Source organism: Caballeronia sp. M23-90, from assembly GCF_053574605.1.
Window position 1 is genome coordinate 1 of sequence record NZ_JBSIPA010000608.1, and the last position, 3,176, is coordinate 3,176.

2 protein-coding genes and 1 pseudogene are annotated in these 3,176 nt (G+C 62.5%); all 3 read right to left on the bottom strand.

Going from position 1 to position 3,176, the window contains the following annotated elements; genetic code table 11:
* Positions 1–104 precede the first annotated feature (104 nt).
* A pseudogene (locus ACRXB1_RS33375) lies at positions 105–899 on the bottom strand (ABC transporter permease); the annotation flags it as partial.
* 4 nt (positions 900–903) lie between these two features.
* Positions 904–1,929 carry an iron ABC transporter substrate-binding protein gene (locus ACRXB1_RS33380; RefSeq protein WP_062003742.1) on the bottom strand — a complete coding sequence of 342 codons (1,026 nt, stop codon included), beginning with the start codon at positions 1,927–1,929 and terminating at the stop codon, positions 904–906.
* A 49-nt stretch (positions 1,930–1,978) separates the two neighbouring features.
* Positions 1,979–3,176: Dyp-type peroxidase (locus tag ACRXB1_RS33385; protein WP_449494461.1), on the bottom strand; the 1,198-nt coding region annotated here is incomplete at its 5' end.

Sequence of the window (3,176 nt, forward strand, 5' to 3'; positions counted from 1 at the left end):
CTCCACGGCCCTCACAAGGAAGACGCTTTCTGGATCGACCAATTGCCCGAGCAGAGCAAGCGCTTCGGCTTTGGCGAAGCCCAGGTGTTCACGCCCGAGAGGTGGTCCATGCGTTCGTAACGCGCGCCGCCGCGCACGCGCATTTCCAGCGCGAGGCAAAGCAGGCACATCGCAATGAGGATGCAAGCAAATACCGAAGCACCGCTGCTGTCGAAGCTCGTACGGTATTCAGCGTAGATTTGCGTGGTAAAGGTTCGAAAGCGCAGCAGCGTGAACGCGCCAAATTCTGAAAGCACGCCGAGCGCGACAAGCAGCATTCCACCCAGCAACGCAGGCCGCAATTGCGGCAATACCACGCGAACGAACACGCCGGTACGTCCGCACCCGAGCGACCGCGCGGTTTCTTCGAGCGCCGGGTCCATGCCGCGCAGCGCCGCCGCAACGGGCAAATAAACCAGCGGAAAATAAGCGGTCGATATCACGAGCAACGCGCCCGCGAAGTCCTGCAAATCCAGGCTCAACGATACCCACGCATAACTCGTGATGAACGCGGGCATGGCAAGGGGCGCGACCGTCAGCACAGCCCAGAAGCGCCTCCCAGGCACACGCGTGCGTTCGATAAACCACGCCGTCGCCGTGCCGACCACCGCCGAGACCAGCGTCGCGCTGATCGTTATGGACAACGTATTGATCAGCAATTCGCCGACGAGCGGCCTGAAGATCAACTCGAGCGCATCGTCCCAGCCATACGTCACTGCACGATAAACCGTGAAAGCAAGCGGCATCAGCACGAGCAGCGCGCACAACCCTGCCGCCACGAGCAAACCCCGCGGCGCGCGTTTGCGGCCGCGGGGTTGGGGCGACGCCTGAATGCTTGTGGCGTTCACGACATCGCTCATGCCTTTACAACAAGCCGGCCTGACGCATCAGCTTCGCGGCCTTGCTGTCATCGCCGAGTTGTTCGATGCTCAACGACGGCGGGCTCAACTGGTCGAAAGGCTTCAACATCGGGTCAGGCGCGACGCCAGCATGCAACGGATATTCATACGCGATCTTGCCCTTCGCGATCAGTTGCTGCGCACGTTCGCTCACCAGGTACGCGAGGAATTGCTGCGCGACCTGCTGGTTCTTGCTCGACTTCAACACCGCCGCGCCCGATACGTTCACCAGTGCGCCCACATCGCCGTTGCCGAAGTGATAGATCGCGCTGCGGGTCGCGCTGTCGCCGAGTTGCGTGTGCAGGCGCGCCCAGTAGTAGTTGTTCACCACGCCCGTCGCCACGCCGCCCCGATTCACGGCCGCGACCACACCTTCGTCGTCATCGAAGAGTTGCGCGTTTTTCTTGAGACCCTTGAGCCATTGCAGCGCCTGGTCGTCGCCCTTCATTGCGATCACGGCGCTCACGACCGGCAGGAAATCGCCGTCGCTGGGCGCAATGCCAACCTTGCCTTTCCACTCCGGCTTGGCGAGATCCATCAGCGATGCCGGCAGTTGCGCCGCCTCGACCTTCTTCGTGTTGTAGACCAGCACGTTCTCACGCGCGAGCACGCCGACCCAGTCGCCCTGCGGCGAGTTGAAACGCGCCGGGATCACCGAGAGCGTGGACGCATCCGTCTTTTCCAGCATGCCCTTCTCGCCGAGCAGCACGAGTTCGGGCGAGTTCTCGGTGAAATAGACATCGGCGGGAGAAGCCGAGCCTTCGGCAACGAGTTGCGCGGCCATTGCCGGGCCTTCGCCGTTGCGGACCTTCACCGATACACCGCTTTGCGCCTCGAAATCTTTCGCAAGCGATGCCACGACCTGTTCGTGCTGCGCGTTGTACAGGGTCAGCGTGGCTGCAGCCGAACTCAACGGCAGGGCAGCCGAGGCGGACAGCACCGCGATGCCGCACAGCGCGCGCAATACGGGCATGGAGCGTGTGGTCTTCATTGCATTCTTTCCTGTTGTGTTTTTGACGTTGAGCAACTGCGACTACGGGTCAAGCTTCGAACAATCCCGCACCGATGTACGACCCCGGCCGCGCACCCGGCGGACACGCGAACACGCCGCTGCCTACGTGCGTGGTGAACTGATTCATCATGTCGAACTTCGCAAGCCGGTCGTTGATCGGAATGAAACCGGTGCGCGGATCACTCTGATGCGCGATAAAGATCAGCCCCGCGTCGTACTCGGTTTCCTGACGCCACGGCGGCCACCGTTCGATATAAAAATCCGTGCCGTCGTTGTACGAATACGAGCGTCGCAAGATTTGCGCGCCCTTGTTCGTCGCCTGGTTCGACAAGCGCACGTGCGAGTTGTCGGGGATCACGGGGTTGCCGTCTTTATCGGCGGCGTCGAGATCGAGTGCGTCGAACTCGTTCTTCTTGCCGATAGGCGCACCGCTGTATTTCTCGCGGCCCATTACCTGTTCCTGGAAACCGCGTTCCATCTGGTCCCAGTGTTCAATGGTGATCCGGATACGCCGCACGACCGTGTACGTGCCGCCGTTCATCCACGGCGCGTCGGGCGCGTCGGCCCAGACAAACTGGTTCATCAGCGCGGGTTGCGCCGTCGACGGATTGTTCGTGCCGTCCTTGAAGCCCATCAGGTTGCGCGGCGTCTGTCCGCGCGGACCCGACAGGAATCCCGCCTGGCCCCAGCGCATCGCGACCATGCCATACCCCATGCGCGCGAGCTGACGTACCGCATGAAACGCGACCTGGGCATCGTTCGCGCAGGCTTGAATGAGGATGTCGCCGCCGGTTTTCTGCGGCAGCAACTGGTCGCCGTTGAAGCGCGGCAAATCGACGAGCGCAGCCGGCCGGTGCTTGGCGATGCCATAGCGATCCTTGCCCTCGTGCTCGAACATGCCCGGGCCGAAGCCGAACGTGACCGTCAGACCCGCCGCGCCGATGCCGAGGATATCGCCGGAGTCGGGCGCGGATTTATCGTCGGTGGGCAGCGGTTTCGCCGTCTCGCCGCGCGACATGCGCGCCGCCGCATCGGTCCATTGCTTGAGAAGGTTGATGACGTCGTCGCGTTTGTCGGTCGTGAGATCTAGCGCGGCCACATACGTATGACTCTGCTGCGGTGTCACGATGCCCGCCTGATGCTCGCCGAAAAACGGCTCGACCACGGTCATCGGGTCGACGGGTTGCTTGAACTGCGCCTTGGTCGCCGCGTGCGCGACCGAACCA

Coding starts and splice junctions, on each gene's coding strand:
- ACRXB1_RS33380 (WP_062003742.1), bottom strand. CDS start 1,929: ATGAAGACCACACGCTCCATGCCCGTATTGCGCGCGCTGTGCGGCATC.